Origin of the sequence: Bacillus sp. FSL K6-0073 (genome assembly GCF_038006085.1) — a bacterium.
Classification (GTDB): Bacteria; Bacillota; Bacilli; order Bacillales; family Bacillaceae_G; genus Bacillus_A; species Bacillus_A cereus.
Genome location: NZ_JBBOUN010000001.1, coordinates 1,573,132 through 1,594,123 on the forward strand (window position 1 = coordinate 1,573,132; position 20,992 = coordinate 1,594,123).

Below are 20,992 nucleotides of genomic sequence, written 5' to 3' on the forward strand. Positions count from 1 at the left end.
TATACCGTAATAAGAATAAAAAATTATTTTTTCAAAAAAATGTAGTAATTCCTTTTTGTAGTTTGCTATAATTAGTTCGAATGTGGGCAGTATCAGAGCGAACTGCACCATGATTCGAAGTCATACGAAAAATAATAACTTGGATTCTGCCTTGATCCAATAACGGACTGGGACAGAGGGATGAATAATGCCGACTAACACACAACCCTTCTGCCCTTTTATGGCCAGAGGGGTTTTTTTATATGATTTCGGCCATCTCCTCTCTCCTGCATAAAGGAGGAGTAGTTTTTGAAAACAAAAACAGATTTTTTGAAGATGAAAGAGCAAGGTGAGCCGATTACAATGCTAACGGCGTATGATTATCCATCTGCTAAATTAGCAGAAGAAGCTGAAGTTGATATGATTCTAGTTGGAGATTCTCTTGGAATGGTTGTACTCGGATACGATTCAACAGTACCTGTAACAGTAGAGGATATGATTCATCATACGAAAGCTGTACGCCGCGGAGCGAAAGAGACGTTTATTGTAACTGATATGCCATTTATGTCGTATCACGTATCATTACAAGAAACGATGGTGAATGCACGCCGCATCGTTCAAGAGAGCGGGGCACACGCACTGAAGGTAGAAGGTGCTGGAGAAGTTATATCGACGATTCAATATTTGACGAACGCAGGAATTCCTGTTGTAGCGCATTTAGGTCTAACCCCTCAATCTGTAGGAGTGTTGGGTGGATATAAAGTGCAAGGAAAAGATGCGGAGAGTGCAAAAAAATTAATAGAAGATGCAAAGAAATGTGAAGAAGCTGGTGCAATAGCGCTTGTGTTAGAATGTGTACCAATGCAGTTAGCAGAACTTATTTCAGAGCAACTAACAATACCGACAATTGGGATTGGTGCAGGACAAAAAGTAGATGGGCAAGTGCTTGTTTATCATGATCTTATCTCATACGGCGTAAATCGTGTTCCGAAATTTGTGAAGCAATATACGTCTGTTCAAGAGGAAATTGTGCGTGGGATTTCACAATATGTTACTGAAGTAAAGACAAGACAATTTCCTGAAGAAAAACATTCGTTCACAATGAAAGAGGAAGAATGTTTAGCGTTATACGGAGGAAAACAATAATGAAAATCGTAACTACAGTGCAAGAGATGCAGCAAATTACGAGCGAACTTCGTGCAAGTGGAAAGAGTATTGGTTTTGTTCCAACAATGGGTTATTTACATGAAGGCCATGCTACTTTATTACGTAAGGCAAGAGAAGAAAATGAAATTGTAGTTTTAAGTGTATTTGTAAACCCACTACAATTTGGCCCAAATGAAGATTTAGATCGATATCCTCGTGATATTGATAGAGATGAAAATGTAGCAAAAGAAAACGGTGTAGATTATTTATTTTATCCGAGTGTAGAAGAAATGTATCCAGCAGAACAAACAACAACGGTAGAAGTTGTGAAGCGCACGGACGTATTATGCGGTCAACAAAGACCTGGTCATTTTGCTGGTGTTGCAACTGTACTAATGAAACTATTTAATATTACGCTGCCAAAGCGTGCTTATTTCGGTATGAAAGATGCTCAACAAGTTGCAGTAATTGAAGGATTTGTAACTGATTTCAATATTCCAGTTACAATCGTACCAGTTGATATTGTAAGGGAAGAAGATGGTTTAGCGAAAAGTTCTCGTAACGTGTACCTATCACAAGATGAACGTGAAGAAGCTCTTCATTTATACCGCAGCCTATGTATGGCGAAAGAAAGAATTGAGGCAGGTGAACGTAATCCGGAAATCATTACAAATCTTGTGAAAGAGTATATTGAGACGCATACGAAAGGCACTGTAGATTATGCAGATTTATATGCATATCCGTCATTAACAATGGTAGAGAAAGTCGAAGGAAGAATCATTTTAGCTATTGCAGTTAAGTTTGAAAATGTAAGATTAATTGACAATATAACATTAACGGTTAAATAAGGGGGAGCATCTATGTTTCGCACAATGATGAGAGCAAAGTTACATCGTGCAACTGTAACGGAGGCAAATTTAAATTATGTAGGTAGTATTACAATTGATGAAGACTTAATGGATGCAGTAAATATTGTAGAAAACGAAAAAGTCCAAATTGTAAATAATAATAATGGTGCTCGCTTAGAGACATACGTTATTAAAGGGGAACGCGGTAGTGGTGTTGTTTGTTTAAACGGTGCTGCGGCAAGGCTTGTACAACCAGGGGACAAAGTAATTATTATTTGTTATGGGCTAGTTACGGAAGAAGAGATTCATAAACAAGAACCAAAAATTGCAGTATTAGACGATAATAATCAAATTATTGAAATGTTAGGTGCTGAAAAAGCGAGTACGATATTATAAGTAGAAAGGCTATCTCTATTGCGGAGATAGCTTTTTTGTGCATCTTTTCATTAAGATGAGATAAAACGTGGTATAGTAACATTATATAAATTATTGTTGTTTGAAAGGTAAGAAATTGAGGTGTTACATATATGAGTAAGCGTTATGTCGTTGTTGATTTAGAGACGACAGGGAACTCCTGGAAAGATGGGAAGGATAAAATTACCCAAATTGCAGCTGTTGTAGTAGAAGATGGAGAGATATTGGAGATTTTTTCGTCTTTTGTTAACCCAAAGAGAGAGATCCCACCATTTATTACAGAATTAACAGGGATTGATGAAAGTCTTGTAAAACAAGCCCCGTTATTTCAAGATGTAGCCCCGATGATTGTTGAGCTATTACAAGGTGCGGCTTTCGTTGCGCATAATGTTCACTTTGATTGGAATTTTTTAAATGAAGAATTAAGGCAAGCTGGATATACAGAAATACATTGTCCGAAAATCGACACGGTTGAATTGGCTCAAATTCTTTTGCCGACAGCCGATAGTTATAAATTACGTGATTTAGCTAAGAAGCATGAACTAGAGCACAATCAACCACATCGTGCGGATAGTGATGCTCTTGCAACAGCGGAATTATTTTTACAATTTTTAAATGAAATTGAAAAGTTACCACTTGTCACGTTGCAATCGCTTTATGAATTAAGTGATGTGTTCCAAAGCGATATAGCTGATGTGCTTTCTGAAAATATTTTAAAGAAAGTAATGCACGGTAAAGAAGATATAACGGAGTATGAAATACATCGAAATATTGCGCTGAAAAAGCGGAACTATTCCTTAAACCTTGGAGAAACGTGTTCATCAAAGTTTGATGCTTTCTTGAATAAAACGATGGATAAATTGGAATCACATATGCCAAAGTTTGAAAGAAGAGAAAGTCAACAACTGATGATGAAAGAGATATATACGGCTTTAAGAGATTCTCGTTTTTCACTAATTGAAGCCGGTACAGGAACAGGAAAGACTCTCGCTTATTTGCTTCCTAGTCTTTATTTTGCAAAGAGAAAAGAAGAACCTGTCATTATAAGTACACAAACGGTACAACTCCAACAACAAATATTAGAAAAAGAAATTCCGTTATTACAAAAAATAATGCCATTTTCATTTGAGGCAGCTCTTCTAAAAGGAAGAAAGCATTATTTATGCTTACATAAATTTGAGTATGCTTTGCAAGAGGAAGAAAAAAATTATGATATGGCACTTACGAAGGCGAAGATTTTAGTTTGGCTATTGCAAACTGAAACAGGTGATCGAGACGAATTAAATATTCCTGAGGGCGGAAAGTTACTTTGGAATCGTATTTGTAGCGATGCGTATAGTCCAGGCGGTATGCAAAGTAATTGGTTTAGTCGTTGTTTTTACCAGCGAGCGAAGAATAAAGCTTTATTTGCAGATATCGTTATTACAAATCATGCGTTATTATTTCAAGATTTTTCAAGTGAAGAACCGTTGTTTGCTTCATGCGAACATATTATTTTTGATGAAGCTCACCATATTGAAGAAGCTGCGAGTAGAACATTGGGTGAACAGTTCTCTTGTATGTATTTTCAATTGGTTATATCTCGTCTTGGGACGCTAGAAACAGAAGATGTACTCTCCAAAGTATATAAAATGATGAAAAAATCAGAGCAAGCATCTCGTTCAACTTTCCGTATGATAAGTTATAGTTTGAAGGAACTTAAGTTTGATGCGGATGAACTCTTCCAAATGTTACGTACTTTTATATTTAAACAAACAAAGCAAGAGCAAGGAACGAATAATATGCCGCTCATCTATAGGTATAACGCAGAACTAGAAAAAGGTAAGTTGTGGGATAGTATCGTCGAATTAACAAATCGTTTTATATATGAATTAAGAAGGGTAGTAACTGCTCTTGAGAAGCAAGTGGATATATTGCAAAGTAAGTTAGAATGGGAGATGCATGTTGTAACAGGTGAATTTATGCATTTAATTGAGTTGCTGAGAAAGATGGCAGAATCATTACAGTTACTCGTATTAGAAAAGAATTCGTATGTAACTTGGATGGAGACTGAAACGAAAGGGACGATTCATTCAACAGTTCTATATGCACAGCCTGTTCATATTGGTGAAAGATTTGCTGATGAATTTTTAACAGAAAAAAAGAGTGTTATTTTTACATCCGCAACACTAACAGTTAACGATACGTTTGATTATATAAAAGAGGAACTTGGTTTACATGATTTCGCTCCAAATACTTTAAAGGTTCCGTCGCCATTTCGTTATGATGAACAGATGAAATTAATGGTGTCAACGGATGTACCTTTTATTAAGCAAGTAAGTAATGAGCGATATATTGAATCTGTATCGGAACATATTGCAAAGATAGCGAAAGCCACAAAAGGCAGAATGCTCGTTTTATTCACTTCGTATGAAATGTTAAAAGAAGCGTATGCGAATTTAAAAAATAATGATGAATTAGAGGGGTATTTATTACTGACCCAAAGTGTGAATAATAGAAGTCGAAGCCGCTTAATTCGAAAGTTTCAAGAGTTCGACAAATCAATTTTACTAGGGACGAGCAGTTTCTGGGAAGGAATAGATATTCCTGGAGATGCCTTAAGTTGTCTTGTTATAGTCCGTCTACCATTTACACCTCCTCATCAGCCGATGATGGAAGCGAAAGGTGAGTGGCTAAAAAATCAAGGTGAAGATGTATTCACTAAATTAGCGCTCCCACAAGCAATATTACGTTTCAAACAAGGATTCGGCCGCTTAATTCGAACGAATACAGATACAGGAACGGTAGTAGTGTTAGATCGTCGTTTGACGAGTTCTTCCTATGGAAAACGATTTCTACAATCGATTCCTAACGTACCTCTTTATGAAGGGCCATTAGAAGAATTGTTAGTACAATTAGAAGAACCACCAAATGAATAAAAATAGAAGAAAAATACGCCTGAAGTACTTATAAACTTCAGGCGTAAAAAATGTGGGTAGGAGGAATTTTATTTTTCTTACTTCTTGTATACAAAATGTGTTGGTTTTCGACTTGAAACCTTTTTTTGCTGTACATGTCCTGCTATAATAGATGGGTGATGAAGCAGGGGTTGTAAAGAATGTACTCTTATTGTAACCGCATTGCGTTCTTCTATAATTAGAAATTTTTGTGTAACGGAGGAGTTTTTTCATGGATAAGAAAATCGAAGTACTATCAACGACGCGTATTAAATATTCGTCGGATTTGTATAAAATTGTTGATAGTTTAAATCGTACGTTAAAAGAGCAGGACCTCATGTTCGGACTAGCATTAGACGAAAAAGATAAAGAAACAGCTGTATTTACGATTTACAGAACGTAGTGATACAATGAAAAAGTGGATCTTTGCAATCATTATTGTTATCGTTGCTAGCGGAATATATGGGGCGTATGTTTATAATAAAGCGATGGGAAAGAAAATTCCAAAAGAGTCGAAATTTGTAGAAATTGCTAAAGAAAAAGCAAAGCTTACAAAGGTGAAATCTGTTGATTATTACAACGGAAAATCTGCATATATAGTCGTGCAAGGTACAGATGAAAAGGGAGAACAACTTATCGTTTGGGTGCCTGAGAAAAAAGGGGATACTGTAGTAAGGAAAAAGAGCGAAGGTATTTCTGAAAAAGAGGCTATACAAAGAACAATAGAGCAAGTCGGCAATGAAAGTAAGGAATCAAAAAGTAAGCCGAAAGAGATTATGAAAGTGAAATTAGGCTTTGAAAATGATGTACCACTATGGGAAGTTACATATATTGATGATGACAATCGTTATAGTTATTACTATCTTGAATTTAAAGATGGAAAATTTTTAAGACGATATAGCATTGAAAAATAGATGTAGGGGGAACTACAAATGAAATTAGCAAAGCGAGTAGCTGCTTTAACACCGTCTTCAACTTTAGAAATTACAGCAAAGGCACAAGCATTAAAAGCAGAGGGTCATGATGTAATTGCATTAGGGGCAGGGGAACCTGACTTTAATACACCAGAGCATATTATGGATGCTGCACATAAAGCGATGTTAGAAGGGCATACGAAGTATACACCAACAGGTGGATTACAATCGTTAAAACAAGAAATTGTGAAGAAATTTACTCGCGATCAAGGTATTGCGTATGATCCATCTGAAATTATTGTATGTAATGGTGCAAAGCATGCATTATATACATTATTCCAAGTATTACTTGATGAGGGAGATGAAGTTATCATCCCAACTCCTTACTGGGTAAGCTATCCAGAGCAAGTAAAGCTTGCTGGCGGTAAGCCGGTTTATGTAGAAGGTTTAGAAGACAATGAGTACAAAATTACAGCAAAGCAGCTGCGTGAGGCAATTACAGAGAAAACGAAAGCAGTTATTATTAATTCACCGAGCAATCCAACAGGAATGATTTATAGCAAAGAAGAATTACAACAGCTTGGAGAAGTATGTTTAGAACATGATATTTTAATCGTTTCTGATGAAATTTATGAAAAATTAATTTATGGTGGCGTAGAATATACTTCAATTGCCCAGCTTTCTAATGCATTAAAAGAACAAACACTTATTATTAATGGTGTATCTAAATCTCATTCTATGACAGGATGGCGTATTGGATATGCTGCAGGAAATAAGCAGCTTATTAAAGCGATGACGAACTTAGCGAGTCATAGTACGTCAAACCCTACTTCAATCGCTCAATACGGCGCAATTGCGGCATACGCAGGCTCACAAGAACCTGTGGAAACAATGCGTCAAGCCTTTGAAGAGAGATTAAACATCATTTATGATAAATTAATTCAAATCCCTGGCTTTACTTGTATTAAACCGCAAGGTGCATTTTACTTATTCCCTAACGTAAAAGAAGCTGTAGCTTTATCAGGATATGCAACAGTTGATGATTGGGCAAAAGCTCTATTAGAAGAGGAAAAAGTGGCTCTTGTACCAGGTACAGGATTTGGTGCTCCAAATAATGTTCGTTTATCATATGCGACATCTCTTGAACAAGTAGAGAAAGCATTAGAGCGCATCCATACATTTATGAAAAGTAAAGTGCAAGCTTAATTTTATATTTCATTCATGTAATATAAAAAACCTCCCTATTAATGGGGAGGTTTTTTTGACGGATTGTGGCAAAAAGAAATAGCTAAAGGTGTGTTATACTAGAGAGCGAGGTGTTTGGTGATGAAAAAGAAAATGATGTTACAGTGGTTTGAGCAGGGAAGCATTGCAATTCCAAAATTGCTTATGATGCATTATAAAAAATTAGGTTTAAATGAGACGGAATTTATGGTTGTACTTCATGTACACACATTTTTAGAATCAGGTAATTCGTTTCCGACTCCTTCAGAGATTTCTGAACGGATGACGATAACGGAAATGAAATGTATGGAAGTAATTCAGACGTTGATTCAAAAAGGTTTTTTATCACTAGAAGGTGGACAAAGATCAGAAGCGATGATGTGCGAAAGTTATTCTTTACAACCGTTATGGGAAAAAATATTACATTTCTTAATGGATGAATCAATAGAGGAAGAGCAAAAAGAAAAAAAACAGCTACAAGTAAATTTATATACAGTATTTGAAAAAGAATTTGGAAGACCACTTTCGCCGTTCGAATGTGAAACGTTAGGGATGTGGGAGGACCAAGATCAACATCATCCAAATTTAATTCAAGCGGCTCTTAGAGAAGCTGTAATGAGTGGAAAACTAAATTTCCGATATATTGATCGTATTTTATTTGAGTGGAAAAAGAATGGAATTAAAACGGTAGATCAGGCTCAAAATCAAGGTCAAAAATTTAGAGCGAATCAACAAAGGGCACAACAAATGACAAAACAAGAGACGAAATTTACTGGAAAAGTGCCTTTTTATAATTGGTTGGAGCAGTAATATAGGAGGAAGTATATGTTAAATAAAACACAAATTCGCTATTGTTTAGACACAATGGCGGATATGTATCCAGAAGCACATTGTGAATTAATTCATGAGAATCCTTTTGAATTAGTAATCGCGGTAGCACTATCTGCACAATGTACAGATGCACTTGTAAATAAAGTGACGAAAAATTTATTTCAAAAATATAAAACACCAGAAGATTATTTAAGTGTATCTTTAGAAGAGTTACAACAAGATATACGTTCTATTGGGTTGTATAGAAATAAAGCAAAAAACATTCAAAAATTATGTCAGATGTTGCTGGATGATTACAATGGAAAAGTTCCAGAAGACCGTGACGAGTTGACGAAATTACCAGGAGTAGGGAGAAAAACAGCAAATGTTGTAGTTTCCGTAGCGTTTGGAATTCCGGCAATTGCTGTTGATACACATGTGGAGCGAGTGAGTAAACGATTAGCTATGTGTAGATGGAAAGACTCTGTGTTAGAAGTAGAAAAAACATTAATGAAGAAAGTACCGATGGATGAGTGGGGAGTTACACATCATCGTATGATTTTCTTTGGACGTTATCACTGTAAAGCACAACGACCGCAATGTGAGGAGTGCAGACTGTTAGAAGTATGTCGTGAAGGAAAGAAGCGAATGAAGGTGAAATAAAGGATGGAGCGAGTTATAGAAATACCGAAAGAATTTCACTGTTTACCATTTTTTGAAGAAAGTATAAATTTAATTAAGTATCATACAGACAATTCTTTTGAAGAGATAATACAAAATACTTACTTTATATTTGATATTGAAAGACAGTATGAGCCATGGAAGGAAATTGAAAACAGCATTCCAGTGATGTTGAATGTATGGAAAAATAAGCATGAAGACATTGCTATACTGTTTCGAAATAGAAATAAGCAAGAGGCTGAGGGACCAATGATTCTTTTTGCAGCTCACTTGTTATCGGTTGTCTATTGGCTAAATGAACAACCTGTTCATAGTTTGAATGAAATGCAAATAAATACGAATAAATTAAAAGTGCAACCTGTTAATTTTATGGAAAGATATTCATTCATTATAAAGAAACCGAGTAATTATCATTCTTATATTCAATTAGCGCAGTTGTATATCGAAATAGAAAAGCTGTATGTAAAGAGAATGATAACAAAAAAGAAGTCCGCTTCTCGTTAAGAGAAACGGACTTCTTTTTTGTATATTAGGACTCTGTTGTAACAACAGTACCGTCTGCGTGAGGTGTATCTCCTCCGGTATTTTGGTGTTGCTGTTCTTGTTGTTTCTTGGCCTCTTCTTCAGCTTTTTTCTTGGCCTCTTCTTCAGCTTTCTTCTTAGCTTCTTCATCAGCTTTTTTCTTAGCTTCTTCATCAGCTTTTCTTCTAGCTTCTTCATCAGCTTTCTTTTGAGCTTCTTCTTGCTGTTTGCGTTGTTGTTCTTGTTGTTGCTGCTGTTGTTCTTGTTGTTTCTTAGCTTCTTCATCAGCTTTTTTCTTAGCTTCTTCTTGTTTTACTTTATCTTCATTAGCTTTTTTCTGGGCTTCCTCATCAGCTTTTTTCTTAGCTTCTTCATCGGCCTTTTTCTTAGCCTCTTCTTCAGCTTTTTTCGCATCTGGAGTTCCGCCAGGCGCAGTGAAAGATGCACCAACTGCTGGGCTTGTTCCAGTGCCTTTTTTCGCTACTACAGAGAAGCTGTAAGTAACACCTGGTTTAATACCACCAAGAGTAGCTGTCGTACCACTTATTGATAGGCTACCACTTGAACCGTCAGTTGCTTTATAGCTGGCTGCATATGCATCAACTTCTGCTGGTCCAGACCAGTTTAGTGTAACTGTGCTAGCGCCATCAAAAGTGACATTCAGACCACTAGGAGCATCTACTTTAATTTGTTTAATTGCATCTTTTTTCGCACCTTTTACGTATAACTCTCCGTTTATTTCTTGTACAGAAGAAGGACGTTCAAAGCGTGATTTATCTGTAGCGAATTTGCTCATCATTACTTGGAACATTTGCTGTGCAATTCTAGTGGAGCGATCGCTAACATAATTTTTTGGACCATCTTTTTCGTAACCGGTCCAAACAGCCATTGTGTATTGTGGCGTATATCCAGCAAACCAGCTATCTCTGTTTGCATCAGCTGGGATGTCATATTTTTGAAGAACTGATTCATCAAAGTTTTGTGTTCCTGTTTTACCTGCTACGTCAACACCTGAAACGTATGCTGTTGGACCTGTACCACCAGAACCAGGTTTTACTACGTCACGAAGAACGTCAGTAACCATATAAGCTGTATAGTCTTGCATTGCGCGATGTTCTTTCGGTTTAAAGCTTTTCTTTTTCCCGTCCGGGAAGGTTACTTCTTTTACGAAGTGTGGTTTATTATAGTTACCACTATTACCAAAGGTTGCATATGCACCTGCTACTTCTAATGGAGAACTATCGTTACTACCGATTGCTGTTGATTCGTAGACTTTTCCTTCTTTAAAGGTCATGCCTAAACCTTCAGCAAATTCTTTTGACTTATTAAGACCAACTGTTTGTGCTGTCTTTAAAGCTGGAATGTTTAATGACTTTTTCAAAGCTTCACGTAGTGAAACGTCACCTTTGTAACTTTTTGTTGCATTTTGTATTTTCTTACCATTGGAATACGTATATTCTGAGTCGTTTAATTGATGGTATGTAGACCATTGTAAATTTTCAATTGCCGGACCGTAGTCGAAAATTGGTTTCATTGTTGAACCAACTTGGCGTTTTAAATCAGTTGCCATATTATGACCTTTGAAAGTAGACTTACTTTCTTTACGTCCAGCACCAATTGCTCGAACTTCTCCAGACTGTGTATCCATAAATACGAATGACCCTTGGAATTGATCGTCCGGATACTTAATAAGATTGCCATCCATAATTTTGTCGGCGTAATCTTGAGCATCTTGATCAAGTGTTGTATGAATCGTTAAACCATCTGAACCGATATTTACATCAGGATATTCTTTTTCAACTTCTTTTACAACCGCATCTAAAAATGCTTGATACTTCATCTCAGTTACTTCTGAAGACGGTTGAAGGCCCTCAGTTACTGGAATCTTAACGGCGTTATTCATTTCTTCTTTTGTTATATAACCATGTCGATTCATTAATGATAATACGACATTACGACGATTTGTTGCTCGTTCAACATTTTCCTTTTTTGTTGGATCATAAATGTTTGGACCTTGGGGTAAACCAGCGAGCATAGCAGCTTCATGTAATTGCAAGTCTTTTAAATCTTTACCATAATATTTTTGCGCTGCTGTCGCAATACCGTATGAACGGTTACCTAAATTAATCTTATTTAAGTACATTTCTAAAATCTCATGTTTAGAGTATTGTTGCTCTAATTTGTAAGATAAGTACCATTCTTGCACTTTTCTTTTAGCAGTTTTGTCCATTGTTAGAAAGTAGTTTTTAACGACTTGCTGTGTAATCGTACTACCACCTTGGGAACCGAAACCACCAGTGACATTTTCCATAACTGCTTTTGTAGTTCGTTTAAAATCAATTCCATTATGATCATAGAAACGCGAATCCTCAGTTGCAAGAAATGCATTTTCAACTACTTTTGGAATTTGATCATAAGTAACATGTGTTCGTTTTTCAGCACCGTATTCATAGAAGAAATTTCCGTTTTTATCGAGAAACTTTGTTGATAAAGGATTAACAAGTTTGGATTTGTCTAATTTTGGAGCGTCCTTTACCATAACAAAGAAAGCGGAAACGCCGGCTACAAGACCAACGATACCAAGAAGTAGACAACCTATAAGGAATTTCTTGAAAAAGGAGCCTTTTTTCTTTGGTTTTTCTTCTTTATGTGTTTTTTTCTCTTGATTTTTCACATGATTTCGTTCTGTACGAGAACGATAATTATCTGACATTATACTTTCTCCTACCTTTCATTCTCTCCCCCAAAAGTCGAAAAAAGAGCCTTAGTGATGACTCTATCACGAAAAATAAACCATGTCTAGTACACGGATATAGTCAATCCGAGGGTGATAACCGCATGATAATAAGGATCCATGCTCTTCTATTTCTTCTTTCGTAATCGACTTGCGTCCACCAGTATTTTGACGATTCCAAAATGCAATAATATGTTTTGCATCTAGTAAATAAAATTCATCAAAAAGTGTAAATTTAATAATAACAAATGCAATTCCATTATGAGCAACCACTTGCTTCATATGTTCAATTTGATGAAGGTGGAAGTTTTGAAGTGGGAAACTAGTTTTATTTTTGGTTTCCTTTGCTTCAAAATCGATGTATTTCCCTTTGTATACACCGTTGTAATCTGTTGTAGAAGGTTGTTTAAAATACGCTTCTTTTACCACTGCAGCACTTCGAGCGGGGTAATCTACTTTTACAATTTGAAGAGGTGTAGGCTTTTTATGTACACATGCAATATTATGGGTTAAGTAATATTGATTTGTTTCATTCAATTCCTCTTCAAGGGACATACCTCTATTACTATAAGTATGTGTTTTTATAGGTGTTTTTTGAGGTTGTGAAGCTTGATTATACCTTTTTCCATTTGGGTAACGAATGGTCATAGTGTGTCCACCCCCAACTTGCTAAGAATTACTTACAAAGGTGATTATATCAAAAAATGAAAAAAGATGTGACCTTTTTGATGAAAGGTATGATGACTTATTTATGTTTACATGGAATGATTATATGAAAATTAAACAAAATCGAGAAAAAAATTTTTGTACAGAGGAAGAAAAAGCAATCATTCACAATATTAAAAAGAAAACAGAAATAGCTAATGTGGACAATATTTCTCGGACACAATCTTATCAAGAATATTATTTAAGAAATAGTGAAATCAGGTGGGCCTTTTTAGCGAGTATGGTTTCGAGAAATGCGGGCTGGAATATGACTGATTTAGAAGGGAGATATTATGATACTGTTTTACCTAGAACGGTAAAAAAACATTTATTTCTTCTGTACGAACAGGCTAATTGGATTATTTTTTTAGATGCATTTCCTCAGCTATTATTGTATGAGGAAAGTAAGAAGAGACATGCACCTCTCTTTCATTTGTTGCAATACTTCAATGTATCAATTTTTATGGAAAAAGAATGGTTACTTTTCTGGGAAAGAAGAGATATGAATAGACTTATGACAGCGCTTATTATAAATGAACAAAATAAAATTCAAAAACCAGTCATTGAGAACACATATTTTAAAAAACATGTATTCCATACTGCACTTTTTAAAGTACAAGAAAGACTTCATATTAGTGCAGTTATCTTCCCAACAATTGAAGGGAGAATGTATGGGTTTTCGGTTTATCAATTTGAAACGTTACAAAAGCGTATAGAACTAGGAAAAAAATTAGCATGGTTATTGTTTCATCCAATTTATAATGGTTCGTTTTATAAGTTTGCACTGCAAACTACACATACTGGGTCTAGAGAAGATTATGAAGTTTACGCAAAGGAAACTCGAAAGTCTTATACGCCAACACTTAGAGATATTTATCCTGTTATTTTACATGAAGAAATAAAAATGAGAGATTGGTTTTGTGCAAATATGAAAATGAATGTGCTATTTGTACTTGAAGAACCTAAAGGGGAAGTTAATATAACAGAATGGTATAGAAGAAAGAGAGAACAAATCTATAGGCTATCTATCGTAAACCGTTTTGCTAAAAGGATCGATGAGTTCATGATATAATAAAAAAGAAGTCCCGTCTTCCATTTTGAAGACGGGACTTCTTAATTTGAAAAAATCCTGCTATGCGTGCTACAACTTTAATTTGAAAAAATCCTGCTATGCGTGCTACAACTTTAATTTCAAAACGTAATGCTAGTAGGAGATTAAGGATGATTTGAAATTTAAATGTTCGTAATAAAGTCTCGCTTTATGTAGCAGGGAAGTTTGGACCATCTAGCTTTGGATTGCCAGTCTCGGGTTTATTTTGTTGTTTGTTTTGGTTTTTCTTTTTTTCATTTTTGTTCTTTGCCATTGTAATACACCTCCTTTTTGTATTGTTACCATTTCTATAAATGACATACGAAATGATTTCTTTGACGAATAACAACTAGTTTTGTCATGTGGGCAGGAGTGGTGAATCATTCGGCGAAATTACATGACAAAGGAAAAGCAAAGAAGGAGGCGTTTTGTATATGGCGATGGTTCAGAAGGAAGATGTAATGAAAAAAATGGATCAAATGTTAAGTTCTCTCGATTTGCTGGAAATGAATATAGGGATTAGAATGAATCATGCATTAAAGGATGCGAGTGAAAAAATATGCAATAAAATAGAAATAACAGAAATGCATATTGAACATATGGAAAATAAATTAGTGCATCACGAAGAGAAAGGGAATTGGGTAAAGACATTTCAAAACGTCGTAGTGAGTGCATAATAAGGTGGGAAAGAAATGAAGAATGAAGCATTAATACAGTCTTCAGAAAAACTCATGCAGTATAATAATGAAGCGAATGTAAAAAAAAGAGAACTAACTGAATACGACTTTTATAAGGATATGAAACCGTTTGTAGATATGGTAGATGAGGAATTAAAGAAGTGGAAAGAATTAGCTTATACGTGGATTAAAGAAGAAAAGCCAAAGTATATACATGTACAGCAAATTGATCAAGTATACGATAATTTACAAACGAATGTGTTGCAATGCTTTGTAAATAAAGGTAAAGGTAAACGATTCTTTGAAACACACCAAGCCATTTCGTATACTTTGCAAAATATAGTTGAGCAATGTAAATAACAAGAGGGAGAGCCCTCTTGTTATTTTTATGCTTCTGTCATTGTTGTAGGTTTTGTTGCGCCGTTTATTTCTAATTCTTTTATTAATGTTCGATAATCTGATATGCATATTTTTCCTTCGAGATACCAATGTCTCGCAAAGTCTAATAATTCATTTGCATTCTCTGTGCAATACCCCTTTTTTTGAGAAAACGCTTGTTTTAAATCCCCTAATACCATGTTGATTCCTCCCCCATGAGAATCTTCTTCTTAATTATCATAGCATGGAAGGGTTTTCTTTTTTAATTTTTTAAAAATTTAAACTTCCGACAAAAATAGACATATATTCCATCACACATATTATTTTATAGGTACATATTATATATGTAGAAACTTATGTGAAGGAGGAGAGAATGCATGTTTCAACAACCTAACGTATATCAGCAAACGAATCCATATGCACAGCAAAATATGTACCAATATAATACGGATACATATTTACGGTATAATATGTATCCTTTCGAGCCTTATTATGGAAATCAAAATTATTATCAACCGTTTGAAGTGTCCTTTATGAATCAAGCTCAACAACCACAACAGCAGCAACCTTATGTGAATCAAGCTCAACAATCACAAGCTCAGCAATCATACATGAATCAACCACAGCAGCAGCCTTATATGAATTCGCAATATTATATGCCACCACCATCGCCGTATGCTAATCAACAAGCGATGTTTTATCCACCAAAACAACCGTACCCGACGCAGGGTAAGCAAAAGCAACAACAGCCAAGCCAGTTTTCTAGTTTTGTTTCTCAATTTAAAACATCAGATGGTAACTATGATGTAAATAAAATGATGAATACAGCTGGACAAATGATGAATGCGATGAATCAAGTGACAGGTATTGTAAAGCAAGTTGGAGGCTTTTTTGGTAAGTGATGTTGAAGGATTGTCTATAAAAACAATGTAAATGAAATAAAGGACTAGACAAATTTCCTTGTAATAAATGGGTATATATAACAAACGGCTTTCTCTCTTTTCTCATACTGTAAAGTGTAATCAGATTTTTTTAACGAGAGAGGAGAGAAAAAACTATGCATCATTGTCATCCTTGCTTTGGAGGGCATAAGCCTACAGGACCTATTTGTACGACTGCTCCTGTCATTCATCCGACGAAACAATGCGTAACACACTCTTTTTCAACAACGGTGGTGCCACACATTTTCCCAACACATACAACACATGTACATCATCAACAAATTAAAAACCAAAACTTCTTCCCACAAACAAATTCAAATGTAAATGTTGTGGACCCAATCGACCCAGGATTCGGTGGCGGATGTGGACCGTGTGGTCATGGACATCATGGACATCATGGACATCACGTATCACCATTTGGTCCAGGACCAAATGTATCTCCGTTTGGACCAAACGTATCACCATTCGGACCGAATATTGGACCAAACGTATCACCATTCGGTCCAAATATCGGACCAAACGTTGGTGGAATGTTTAAAAAGTAAATGATATGTTAGAACTAGCGAAATGCTAGTTCTTTTTTTGTAATTGGAGTGTTGATATGAAAGTTATTGCAGTAACAGGATATAAGCCATTTGAACTTGGAATATTTAAAAATGATCATCCAGGGGTGGAGTGTATAAAGAAAGCGTTACACCGTAAATTAACCAATTTTGTAGAAGATGGTTTAGAGTGGGTTATAATAAGCGGCCAATTAGGTGTAGAATTATGGGCTGCTGAAGTTGTTTTTGAAATTCAAGTAGAATATCCAGATTTAAAATTAGCGGTATTCACTCCGTTTTTAGAACAAGAAGAAAATTGGAAAGAAGATAATCGTGAATATTACGAATTTATCCTTTCTCAAGCAGACCATGTTGATAGTATCACGAAACGGAAGTATGAAAGTCCAGAGCAATTTAAATTAAAAAATCAATTTTTTATTGAAAAAAGTGATGCGCTTTTAGCGGTATACGATGAAGAAAAACCAGGAAGTCCCAAATATATTGTAGAAGCAGCAAAGAAAAAAGGAGAAATAGAAAATTATCACAGTTATTTCATTCTTTTTTCTGATTTACAAGATATAATAGAAGAGGAACAGTGGAATAATGCAGAGTAAATATGTAATATAGTACTCGTATATATGATTGACAAAAAGCATTGTTTCTGAAAAAATTTAGTTAATGAAAGTTTTGGTAAAAATTTGAGGTGAAGAAAATGATTTCGGATAAAATTAAATTAACAGCGAAAGATATTTTAGAAAAAGAATTTAAAACAGGTATGAGAGGTTATCAGCAAGAAGAAGTAGACAAGTTTCTTGATATGATCATTAAAGACTATGAAGCTTTCCACAAAGAGTTTGAGCAATTAAAGCAACAAAATGCTCGTTTAAAGCGTGAATTAGAGGAACAAAAACTAGCAGTAACGCAAGTTCCACAACAACCTGTACAAACACCAGTTGCACAACCAGTTTATAACAACACGAATACGGATATTTTAAAACGCTTATCTAACTTAGAAAAAGCTGTATTTGGAAGTAAGTTATACGAATGATGTAAGGTGGGAAAAGGTTTAAGCATTTTACATAGAAAAAAACGTTGCAAAATCTTTTTGTTTCCACTATACTAATGGATGTCATAACGTTTGGGTAATCGCTGCAACGCCAACGTTGTAGAGGAAAGTCCATGCTCGCACGGCCTGAGATGGCTGTAGTGTTCGTGCCTAGCCAATTCATAAGCTAGGGTATTCTGGCTGTAAGGCTGGTTTAACGGCAGGGAAAAAACCTAAGTCCTTTCGGATATGGTTTGACTACCTTTAAAGTGCCACAGTGACGAAGTCCTTGAAGAAATGATAGGAGTGGAACGAGGTAAACCCCACGAGCGAGAAACCCAAATAATGGTAGGGGAATCTTTTCCAAGGAAATGAACGACGGGAAAGGACAGGTTTTATAACCTGTAGATAGATGATTGCCACCGGAGTACGAGGCGTGGGCCGTTTGTAGTACAAAGGAACAGAACATGGCTTACAGAACGTTATGAACCAACTATGAAATAACTCAGCTCTCCTTTGTTAGAGGAGGGCTTTTTATTTGTATGAAGTTATAAAGTATGAGTTAAAATGGTTAATGAGAAAATTTTTCGTAAAATGTAATGATTAATAGGACCAATTGCTATTAATTATTGTTTGAATATACATAAGAGGTGAATGCAAATGGGAAAAGTTACTTTAATTGCAACAGCGGCAATGGGTATTGAAGCGTTAGTTGCCCGAGAAGTTCGCGATCTTGGTTATGAATGTCAAGTAGAAAACAGCAAAGTAACATTTGAAGCAGATGAAAAGGCGATTTGTCGCACGAATTTATGGTTACGTACTGCGGACCGTGTAAAAATTAAAGTTGGCGAATTTAAAGCAACAACATTTGATGAGCTATTTGAAAAAACGAAAGCATTAAACTGGGGAGATTATATTCCAGAGAATGGCGAATTCCCTGTTATCGGTAAATCTTTAAAATCTGAATTATTCAGTGTTTCGGATTGCCAACGTATCGTTAAAAAAGCTGTCGTTGAAAAATTAAAAACAACATATAAACGTACAACTTGGTTTGAAGAAGATGGTCCGTTATTCCGTATCGAGATTGCAATGCTCAAGGATATTGCAACATTAACAATTGATGCGAGCGGTGTTGGACTTCATAAACGTGGATACCGTATGGATCAAGGGGAAGCTCCGTTAAAAGAAACATTAGCTGCCTCTTTAATTAAATTAACAAACTGGAAGCCAGATCGTCCATTTGTTGATCCATTCTGTGGATCAGGTACAATTCCGATTGAAGCAGCATTAATTGGACAAAACATTGCACCAGGATTTAACCGTGGTTTCGCATCTGACGAGTGGGGCTGGGTAGGTAAACAAAACTGGCGTGAAGCTCGTCAAGAAGCTGAAGATTTAGCGAACTATGATCAACGATTACAAATCATTGGATCGGATATTGATCATCGTATGATTCGAGTTGCTCAAGATAACGCAGAAGAAGTAGGCTTAGGTGATTTAATTACATTTAAACAAATGCAAGTAAAAGATTTCACAACAAAAGAGGATTATGGCTACGTTGTAACGAATCCTCCATACGGAGAACGTTTAAGTGAAAAAGCACTCGTTGAACAACTGTATAAAGAAATGGGACAAGTATTCCGCCCATTAGATACATGGTCAGCGTATGTATTAACAAGCTATGAAGCATTTGAGAAGTGTTACGGAAAAGATGCGTCGAAGAAGCGTAAACTGTTTAACGGATTTATCCGTACAGATTACTACCAATACTTCGGAAAACGTCCACCGCGTAATCGAGACTAATCAGGCTTTTAAGTGACTTATAAATAATTGGTTCACTTAGAACTCATTATTAAATATCTGCCCTAGGTAGATCCTCATTCTTTTTTCTGAATAGAAGAAAGGGTGGGGATTTTTTTGTTGCTTAAATTTGCGATTAAGGAATTTTTAGATGACAGAGAGCTTAGGAATTTAAGTTTTCACACGGTTAAGTCTTACAAGGGTATTCTTAGGCAATTTGAATCTTTCTGTGTTGATAAAGGGTTATTTGATACTCATAAGATCACTACAAAGATAGCTAAAGAGTTTCTTGTTCACTGTAAGTATGAATTGAAGAACTCAGTGTCAACCATTAATGCGAAGACAAGGACACTTAAAATTTTCTTTAGATATTTGGAAGAAGAGGAAATAGCTGAAGAGAACCCGTTTAAGAAGATTAAATTTAGTAAAGAAGACCTTGTGATGGATGTGTTAACGGATCAGCAAGTAAAGAAAGTCTTGGATTATTTTGATAGAGGATATTTTAAGGGTTCTAACTTTGCCCTAATGCGTAATCGGATGGTGATAGTCCTTTTGATATCTACGGGGCTTAGACGTGAGGAACTAGTCAATTTAAAGTGGTCAGATGTCGATATGAAGAATAGGACGATTATGACTTATGGAAAGAAAAGAAGTATAGCGACTATTCCGTATACAAGGAAGTTACAGAAAGAATTAGCTGAGTATAAAACCTTTTTAGGATTTTACTTTGAAGAGGAAGAAGAGATAATTTACGTATTTCCTGATAAGACAAACCGTCAGCTTTCTACGGAGGCGATTTCTACTCTATTTAAGAGGCTTAAAAAGGATCTGAAGATGGATGGACTTACTTGTCATGCATTTAGAAGATATTTCGCTTCTAAGTGTTTAAAAATGGGGATGGACTCCCTGAACTTACAGAGACTTATGAGACATGAAACTCTACAAATGACTGATCGATATGTTAAGCTCTACGGTCACGCCTTACATGGAGTGAATGATAAGTACAATCCGTTGAATTTTATTGATATTTAAACAAAATAAAAAGAGTCGCTCCCGCCAAGAAAACGACTCTGAGTAACACCAACAGGGGAGAAAACTCCACTGTTCCCAACTAAATAACGGACAATCCGTACATTCAGTACCTTTATTCTATCGAAAAAATTCGAGGGATGCAAGGCTTCTTAAGTATTGCCTTTTTTAGCTACTGAGCTACGGGATTTCCGAACGTGGGAATGACCTAACACCACGCAAAAAACTTGAACCGGGTAGCTGACCCAACGTCAGAAAGTTAAGCGTACACCCTTTAAAGTGTTTCCTTGTTTACACTGGGTGTAGTCTAGGTGCGAACGACCATTAAAGGTTCGGTGGCTGCTTGGTGTCCTACGGGGCAGGTGGCAACGGATAGATATAAGCTCATGGGACAAGCTTTGTGAGTAGAAAGTCCGTTGAGGGAGAAATCCCTGTGTTTAAACAAGGTGATACAATACGGATACTTCAACAACTCATCCTAGCTCAGTATTAAGACATCTACTTTATGTCGTTTTAACCTTTGTTTTTACGATGTAAGGTAGATATTTTCTGTCCAAGCCGTTGCTTAAGCAATCTA

23 protein-coding genes and 1 other RNA gene are annotated in these 20,992 nt (G+C 35.8%); 20 read left to right on the top strand and 4 right to left on the bottom strand.

Annotation, left to right across the window (positions count from 1 at the left end):
• The first annotated feature begins 288 nt into the window (after positions 1 to 288).
• The 10 genes from panB to MHB52_RS08370 all read left to right on the top strand — a co-directional run bounded on the left by panB (position 289) and on the right by MHB52_RS08370 (position 9,456).
• Positions 289 to 1,125, top strand: a complete 837-nt coding sequence (gene panB / locus MHB52_RS08325) for a 3-methyl-2-oxobutanoate hydroxymethyltransferase (protein WP_000851108.1) — start codon at positions 289 to 291, stop codon at positions 1,123 to 1,125.
• Entirely contained in the window at positions 1,125 to 1,973 is an 849-nt protein-coding gene (panC, locus tag MHB52_RS08330; RefSeq protein WP_000707024.1) for a pantoate--beta-alanine ligase, read from the top strand. Before panB ends, panC begins: the two co-directional genes overlap by 1 nt.
• Positions 1,974 to 1,985: 12 nt before the next feature.
• The gene (panD, locus tag MHB52_RS08335) at positions 1,986 to 2,369 is read left to right on the top strand and encodes an aspartate 1-decarboxylase (protein WP_000490183.1); all 384 of its coding nucleotides are present in this window, start codon (positions 1,986 to 1,988) and stop codon (positions 2,367 to 2,369) included.
• Between the two features lie 131 nt (positions 2,370 to 2,500).
• Complete coding sequence (dinG, locus tag MHB52_RS08340; RefSeq protein WP_016117492.1) at positions 2,501 to 5,305, top strand: ATP-dependent DNA helicase DinG; 2,805 nt, start codon at positions 2,501 to 2,503, stop codon at positions 5,303 to 5,305.
• Between the two features lie 250 nt (positions 5,306 to 5,555).
• Positions 5,556 to 5,726, top strand: a complete 171-nt coding sequence (locus tag MHB52_RS08345; protein WP_000358352.1) for a YpmA family protein — start codon at positions 5,556 to 5,558, stop codon at positions 5,724 to 5,726.
• 7 nt (positions 5,727 to 5,733) lie between these two features.
• Positions 5,734 to 6,237, top strand: coding sequence for a cell wall elongation regulator TseB-like domain-containing protein (locus tag MHB52_RS08350; protein WP_000758739.1), 504 nt, complete (start codon positions 5,734 to 5,736; stop codon positions 6,235 to 6,237).
• 18 nt (positions 6,238 to 6,255) lie between these two features.
• Positions 6,256 to 7,443: an aspartate transaminase AspB gene (aspB, locus tag MHB52_RS08355; RefSeq protein ID WP_000761560.1), complete on the top strand. Its 1,188-nt coding sequence runs from the start codon at positions 6,256 to 6,258 to the stop codon at positions 7,441 to 7,443.
• A gap of 120 nt (positions 7,444 to 7,563) precedes the next feature.
• Positions 7,564 to 8,271, top strand: coding sequence for a DNA replication protein DnaD (gene dnaD, locus MHB52_RS08360; RefSeq protein WP_000728552.1), 708 nt, complete (start codon positions 7,564 to 7,566; stop codon positions 8,269 to 8,271).
• A 15-nt stretch (positions 8,272 to 8,286) separates the two neighbouring features.
• Positions 8,287 to 8,934 carry an endonuclease III gene (nth, locus tag MHB52_RS08365; protein WP_016117493.1) on the top strand — a complete coding sequence of 216 codons (648 nt, stop codon included), beginning with the start codon at positions 8,287 to 8,289 and terminating at the stop codon, positions 8,932 to 8,934.
• A gap of 3 nt (positions 8,935 to 8,937) precedes the next feature.
• Complete coding sequence (locus MHB52_RS08370; RefSeq protein ID WP_016117494.1) at positions 8,938 to 9,456, top strand: YpoC family protein; 519 nt, start codon at positions 8,938 to 8,940, stop codon at positions 9,454 to 9,456.
• Between the two features lie 25 nt (positions 9,457 to 9,481).
• Here MHB52_RS08370 and MHB52_RS08375 read toward each other — a convergent pair whose 3' ends face one another.
• Together MHB52_RS08375 and recU are read right to left on the bottom strand one after the other, a co-directional pair.
• Positions 9,482 to 12,187 carry a PBP1A family penicillin-binding protein gene (locus tag MHB52_RS08375; RefSeq protein ID WP_016117495.1) on the bottom strand — a complete coding sequence of 902 codons (2,706 nt, stop codon included), beginning with the start codon at positions 12,185 to 12,187 and terminating at the stop codon, positions 9,482 to 9,484.
• A 66-nt stretch (positions 12,188 to 12,253) separates the two neighbouring features.
• Complete coding sequence (recU, locus tag MHB52_RS08380) at positions 12,254 to 12,856, bottom strand: Holliday junction resolvase RecU (protein WP_000155598.1); 603 nt, start codon at positions 12,854 to 12,856, stop codon at positions 12,254 to 12,256.
• A gap of 103 nt (positions 12,857 to 12,959) precedes the next feature.
• Here recU and MHB52_RS08385 point away from each other — a divergent pair, with 103 nt between their 5' ends.
• Positions 12,960 to 13,985: a DUF2515 domain-containing protein gene (locus MHB52_RS08385; protein WP_033693828.1), complete on the top strand. Its 1,026-nt coding sequence runs from the start codon at positions 12,960 to 12,962 to the stop codon at positions 13,983 to 13,985.
• A 187-nt stretch (positions 13,986 to 14,172) separates the two neighbouring features.
• On the opposite strand, the gene MHB52_RS08390 is transcribed toward MHB52_RS08385, so the two are convergent.
• Complete coding sequence (locus MHB52_RS08390) at positions 14,173 to 14,352, bottom strand: hypothetical protein (RefSeq protein WP_001987054.1); 180 nt, start codon at positions 14,350 to 14,352, stop codon at positions 14,173 to 14,175.
• Positions 14,353 to 14,437: 85 nt separating this feature from the next.
• Between MHB52_RS08390 and MHB52_RS08395 the strand changes: the two genes are divergently transcribed.
• Together MHB52_RS08395 and MHB52_RS08400 are read left to right on the top strand one after the other, a co-directional pair.
• On the top strand, positions 14,438 to 14,680 hold the full coding sequence (locus MHB52_RS08395) for a hypothetical protein (RefSeq protein WP_001252036.1): 243 nt from the start codon (positions 14,438 to 14,440) through the stop codon (positions 14,678 to 14,680).
• Between the two features lie 15 nt (positions 14,681 to 14,695).
• A complete protein-coding gene (locus MHB52_RS08400) occupies positions 14,696 to 15,040 on the top strand; it encodes a YppE family protein (RefSeq protein ID WP_000786940.1) in 345 nt (114 codons plus the stop codon).
• A 26-nt stretch (positions 15,041 to 15,066) separates the two neighbouring features.
• On the opposite strand, the gene MHB52_RS08405 is transcribed toward MHB52_RS08400, so the two are convergent.
• Complete coding sequence (locus MHB52_RS08405; protein WP_000242652.1) at positions 15,067 to 15,258, bottom strand: YppF family protein; 192 nt, start codon at positions 15,256 to 15,258, stop codon at positions 15,067 to 15,069.
• A gap of 177 nt (positions 15,259 to 15,435) precedes the next feature.
• Between MHB52_RS08405 and MHB52_RS08410 the strand changes: the two genes are divergently transcribed.
• The 7 genes from MHB52_RS08410 (at position 15,436) to MHB52_RS08440 (ending at position 20,418) form a co-directional block, all read left to right on the top strand.
• Positions 15,436 to 15,960, top strand: a complete 525-nt coding sequence (locus tag MHB52_RS08410; RefSeq protein ID WP_016117497.1) for a YppG family protein — start codon at positions 15,436 to 15,438, stop codon at positions 15,958 to 15,960.
• Between the two features lie 155 nt (positions 15,961 to 16,115).
• Entirely contained in the window at positions 16,116 to 16,544 is a 429-nt protein-coding gene (locus MHB52_RS08415) for a CotD family spore coat protein (RefSeq protein WP_000546268.1), read from the top strand.
• A 56-nt stretch (positions 16,545 to 16,600) separates the two neighbouring features.
• Positions 16,601 to 17,155: a DUF1273 domain-containing protein gene (locus MHB52_RS08420; protein WP_000862912.1), complete on the top strand. Its 555-nt coding sequence runs from the start codon at positions 16,601 to 16,603 to the stop codon at positions 17,153 to 17,155.
• A 98-nt stretch (positions 17,156 to 17,253) separates the two neighbouring features.
• On the top strand, positions 17,254 to 17,589 hold the full coding sequence (gpsB, locus tag MHB52_RS08425) for a cell division regulator GpsB (protein WP_000622431.1): 336 nt from the start codon (positions 17,254 to 17,256) through the stop codon (positions 17,587 to 17,589).
• Between the two features lie 86 nt (positions 17,590 to 17,675).
• An RNA gene (rnpB, locus tag MHB52_RS08430) (RNase P RNA component class B) lies at positions 17,676 to 18,066 on the top strand.
• A 180-nt stretch (positions 18,067 to 18,246) separates the two neighbouring features.
• Positions 18,247 to 19,389 carry a THUMP domain-containing class I SAM-dependent RNA methyltransferase gene (locus MHB52_RS08435; RefSeq protein WP_061663864.1) on the top strand — a complete coding sequence of 381 codons (1,143 nt, stop codon included), beginning with the start codon at positions 18,247 to 18,249 and terminating at the stop codon, positions 19,387 to 19,389.
• A gap of 114 nt (positions 19,390 to 19,503) precedes the next feature.
• Positions 19,504 to 20,418: a tyrosine-type recombinase/integrase gene (locus MHB52_RS08440; protein WP_061663863.1), complete on the top strand. Its 915-nt coding sequence runs from the start codon at positions 19,504 to 19,506 to the stop codon at positions 20,416 to 20,418.
• Positions 20,419 to 20,992: the final 574 nt, after the last annotated feature.

Excerpts from the sequence above, each read along its gene's own strand:
- MHB52_RS08405 (WP_000242652.1), bottom strand. The coding sequence starts at position 15,258 with ATGGTATTAGGGGATTTAAAACAAGCGTTTTCTCAAAAAAAGGGGTAT.
- MHB52_RS08375 (WP_016117495.1), bottom strand. The coding sequence starts at position 12,187 with ATGTCAGATAATTATCGTTCTCGTACAGAACGAAATCATGTGAAAAAT.
- MHB52_RS08410 (WP_016117497.1), top strand. The coding sequence starts at position 15,436 with ATGTTTCAACAACCTAACGTATATCAGCAAACGAATCCATATGCACAG.
- MHB52_RS08370 (WP_016117494.1), top strand. The coding sequence starts at position 8,938 with ATGGAGCGAGTTATAGAAATACCGAAAGAATTTCACTGTTTACCATTT.
- MHB52_RS08420 (WP_000862912.1), top strand. The coding sequence starts at position 16,601 with ATGAAAGTTATTGCAGTAACAGGATATAAGCCATTTGAACTTGGAATA.
- dnaD (WP_000728552.1), top strand. The coding sequence starts at position 7,564 with ATGAAAAAGAAAATGATGTTACAGTGGTTTGAGCAGGGAAGCATTGCA.
- gpsB (WP_000622431.1), top strand. The coding sequence starts at position 17,254 with ATGATTTCGGATAAAATTAAATTAACAGCGAAAGATATTTTAGAAAAA.
- MHB52_RS08435 (WP_061663864.1), top strand. The coding sequence starts at position 18,247 with ATGGGAAAAGTTACTTTAATTGCAACAGCGGCAATGGGTATTGAAGCG.
- recU (WP_000155598.1), bottom strand. The coding sequence starts at position 12,856 with ATGACCATTCGTTACCCAAATGGAAAAAGGTATAATCAAGCTTCACAA.
- MHB52_RS08400 (WP_000786940.1), top strand. The coding sequence starts at position 14,696 with ATGAAGAATGAAGCATTAATACAGTCTTCAGAAAAACTCATGCAGTAT.
- MHB52_RS08345 (WP_000358352.1), top strand. The coding sequence starts at position 5,556 with ATGGATAAGAAAATCGAAGTACTATCAACGACGCGTATTAAATATTCG.
- dinG (WP_016117492.1), top strand. The coding sequence starts at position 2,501 with ATGAGTAAGCGTTATGTCGTTGTTGATTTAGAGACGACAGGGAACTCC.
- aspB (WP_000761560.1), top strand. The coding sequence starts at position 6,256 with ATGAAATTAGCAAAGCGAGTAGCTGCTTTAACACCGTCTTCAACTTTA.
- MHB52_RS08395 (WP_001252036.1), top strand. The coding sequence starts at position 14,438 with ATGGCGATGGTTCAGAAGGAAGATGTAATGAAAAAAATGGATCAAATG.
- panC (WP_000707024.1), top strand. The coding sequence starts at position 1,125 with ATGAAAATCGTAACTACAGTGCAAGAGATGCAGCAAATTACGAGCGAA.
- MHB52_RS08350 (WP_000758739.1), top strand. The coding sequence starts at position 5,734 with ATGAAAAAGTGGATCTTTGCAATCATTATTGTTATCGTTGCTAGCGGA.
- nth (WP_016117493.1), top strand. The coding sequence starts at position 8,287 with ATGTTAAATAAAACACAAATTCGCTATTGTTTAGACACAATGGCGGAT.
- MHB52_RS08385 (WP_033693828.1), top strand. The coding sequence starts at position 12,960 with ATGTTTACATGGAATGATTATATGAAAATTAAACAAAATCGAGAAAAA.
- MHB52_RS08415 (WP_000546268.1), top strand. The coding sequence starts at position 16,116 with ATGCATCATTGTCATCCTTGCTTTGGAGGGCATAAGCCTACAGGACCT.
- panD (WP_000490183.1), top strand. The coding sequence starts at position 1,986 with ATGTTTCGCACAATGATGAGAGCAAAGTTACATCGTGCAACTGTAACG.